Raw genomic sequence first — 3,331 nt, forward strand, 5'->3', positions numbered from 1 at the left:
CGCCTACCTCGAGCGGCACACCTGGGACGACTATGCCGCGTGGCACCTCGGGCTGACCGACGGGGCCAACGACGGCACCAAGGCGCGCTACGCCTTCGGGTACGGCGACCTGCGGCGCGTCCACCGCAGCGGCCTGATCGCCTGCGTCTACCGCGCCGCGGAGTGGCGGCACAAGCAGGTCGAGCTCGCGGCACACGACCTGCTCCAGCGCCTGGACGCGCGGGCCGGCATCGCGTGACACCTCTCTCGGCATCATGTATCTTGATGTCGAGATAAACACCCGCACCGAAGTTAGGTGTGCCTTGCTTCCGTTGGTTCGACGCACGTGGGCAAGATGGGTGGCAGACCCGACGACTCAACAGGAGATGTGGCGGATGGCCAGTCAGGACAGCTTCGGCGCCAAGAGCACCCTCGATGTGGACGGCAAGTCCTACGAGATCTTCCGCCTCGACAAGGTGGTGGGCGACGGCCTCGACGTGGAGTCGCTCCCGTTCAGCCTCAAGGTGCTGCTCGAGAACCTCCTCCGGACGGAGGACGGCGCGGACATCACGGCCGACGACATCAGGGCGATCGCCGGCTGGGACGCGGACGCGGACCCCAGCAAGGAGATCCAGTTCACGCCTGCGCGCGTGATCATGCAGGACTTCACGGGCGTGCCGTGCGTCGTCGACCTCGCCACGATGCGCGAGGCGATGGCCGAGCTCGGCGGCGACGCGACCAAGATCAACCCCCTCGCCCCGGCCGAGATGGTCATCGACCACTCCGTCATCGCCGATGTCTTCGGCACGCCCGAGTCCTTCGAGCGCAACGTCGAGATCGAGTACGAGCGCAACCGTGAGCGCTACCAGTTCCTGCGCTGGGGCCAGGGTGCCTTCGACGACTTCAAGGTCGTCCCGCCCGGCACCGGCATCGTGCACCAGGTCAACATCGAGCACCTCGCCCGGACCGTCTTCACCCGCGAGGTGGACGGCGAGCTGCAGGCCTACCCCGACACCTGCGTCGGCACCGACTCSCACACCACCATGGTCAACGGCMTCGSCGTSSTCGGCTGGGGCGTSGGCGGCATCGAGGCSGARGCCGCGATGCTCGGCCAGCCGGTCAGCATGCTGATCCCGCGCGTGGTCGGCTTCAAGCTCAACGGCGACCTGCCCGAGGGTGCGACCGCCACCGACCTGGTCCTCACCATCACCGAGATGCTGCGCAAGCACGGCGTCGTCGGCAAGTTCGTCGAGTTCTACGGACCCGGCGTCTCGGCGCTGCCGCTGGCCAACCGCGCCACGATCGGCAACATGAGCCCGGAGTTCGGCTCGACCATCGCGGTCTTCCCGATCGACCAGCAGACCGTCGACTACCTGCGCCTCACCGGCCGCTCCGAGGAGCAGCTCGCGCTCGTCGAGACCTACGCCAAGGAGCAGGGCCTCTGGCACGACCCGGACGCCGAGCCCCGCTACTCCGAGAAGCTCGAGCTCGACGTGTCCACCGTGGTCCCGTCGCTGGCCGGCCCCAAGCGCCCCCAGGACCGCGTCGAGGTCACCGAGGCGAAGGCCTCCTTCCGCAACGCGCTCAAGGACTACGTCTCCGAGGGCGACACCGACCCCGACGACGCCGCCGAGGCGACGGGGTACGACGAGGCGGTCGAGGAGTCCTTCCCGGCCTCCGACTCGCCCTCCCACGCCGGTGGCAACGGTGCGCCCGTGCACGCCGACGCCAGCCCGTCCGCGGGACGTCCGAGCAACCCCGTGACGATCTCGCTCGACGGCCAGGAGGTGCAGGTCGACCACGGAGCCGTGGCGATCGCGGCCATCACGTCGTGCACCAACACGTCCAACCCCAGCGTGATGATCGGGGCCGCGCTGCTGGCCAAGAAGGCCGTCGAGAAGGGCCTGACCCGCAAGCCGTGGGTCAAGACCACCCTGGCCCCCGGCTCGAAGGTCGTCAGCGACTACTACGAGCGGTCCGGCCTCACGCCGTACCTCGACAAGCTCGGCTTCAACCTCGTCGGCTACGGCTGCACCACCTGCATCGGCAACTCCGGGCCGCTCATCCCCGAGGTGTCCCAGGCGGTGCAGGACAACGACCTCGCGGTCGTCTCCGTGCTGTCCGGCAACCGCAACTTCGAGGGCCGGATCAACCCGGACGTGAAGATGAACTACCTGGCGTCCCCGCCGCTGGTCGTGGCCTACGCCCTGGCCGGGTCGATGGACGTCAACCTGTTCGACGACCCGCTGGGCCAGGACACCGACGGCAACGACGTCTACCTCAAGGACATCTGGCCGAGCCCGACCGAGGTCGAGGAGACCATCGCGCGAGCGATCACCTCCGACATGTTCGGCGAGTCCTACAAGGACGTCTTCGCCGGTGACGAGCGCTGGCAGTCCCTGCCGACGCCCGAGGGCGACATCTTCGAGTGGGACCCGGAGTCGACGTACGTGCGTCGTCCTCCGTACTTCGACGGGATGCCCGACGAGCCCACGCCGGTCGTGGACATCGACGGCGCGCGCGTCCTGCTCAAGCTGGGTGACTCGGTCACGACCGACCACATCAGCCCCGCCGGTGCGATCAAGAAGGACAGCCCGGCCGGTCGCTACCTCGCCGAGCACGGCGTCGATCAGCGTGACTTCAACTCCTACGGCTCGCGCCGCGGCAACCACGAGGTCATGATCCGCGGCACCTTCGCCAACATCCGGCTGCGCAACCAGCTGGCCCCCGGCACCGAGGGTGGCGTGACGCGCGACTTCACCGCCGACGGCGAGGTGACGAGCGTCTTCGAGGCCTCCGAGCGCTACATCGCCGCGGGCACCCCGCTGGTCGTCCTGGCGGGCAAGGAGTACGGCTCGGGCTCGTCGCGTGACTGGGCGGCCAAGGGCACCTCGCTGCTCGGCGTCAAGGCCGTCATCGCGGAGTCCTACGAGCGCATCCACCGCTCCAACCTGATCGGCATGGGCGTCATCCCGCTCCAGTACCCCGAGGGCCAGAACGCCGAGTCGCTCGGCCTCACGGGTGAGGAGACGTTCTCGATCACCGGGATCACGGCGCTCAACGACGGCAGCACGCCGAAGACCGTCAAGGTCACGGCCGGCGACGTCGAGTTCGACGCGGTCGTCCGCATCGACACCCCGGGCGAGGCCAACTACTACCGCAACGGCGGGATCATGCAGTACGTGCTGCGCAACCTGCTCAAGGGCTGACCCTCGGGTCTCTCCGACACGCACGGGCGGCCGTCACCTCTCCCGACCGGGAGGGTGGCGGCCGCCCGTCGTTGCGTGCGGTGCGTTTCCGAACCTTTTCGCCTCCTCGGGGCRTACTCGTCTGTGACGATGCTCCGCGAGAA

At 68.7% G+C, this 3,331-nt stretch carries 2 protein-coding genes; both read left to right on the forward strand.

Annotated features, from left to right (window positions below):
- On the forward strand, positions 1-238 hold a 238-nt coding region (locus ACXJKL_RS17700; RefSeq protein ID WP_457208327.1), incomplete at its 5' end, for a hypothetical protein.
- 136 nt (positions 239-374) lie between these two features.
- Positions 375-3,188 carry an aconitate hydratase gene (locus ACXJKL_RS17705; protein ID WP_457208328.1) on the forward strand — a complete coding sequence of 938 codons (2,814 nt, stop codon included), beginning with the start codon at positions 375-377 and terminating at the stop codon, positions 3,186-3,188.
- Positions 3,189-3,331 lie beyond the last annotated feature (143 nt).

The organism is Nocardioides sp. P5_C9_2, assembly GCF_054049555.1.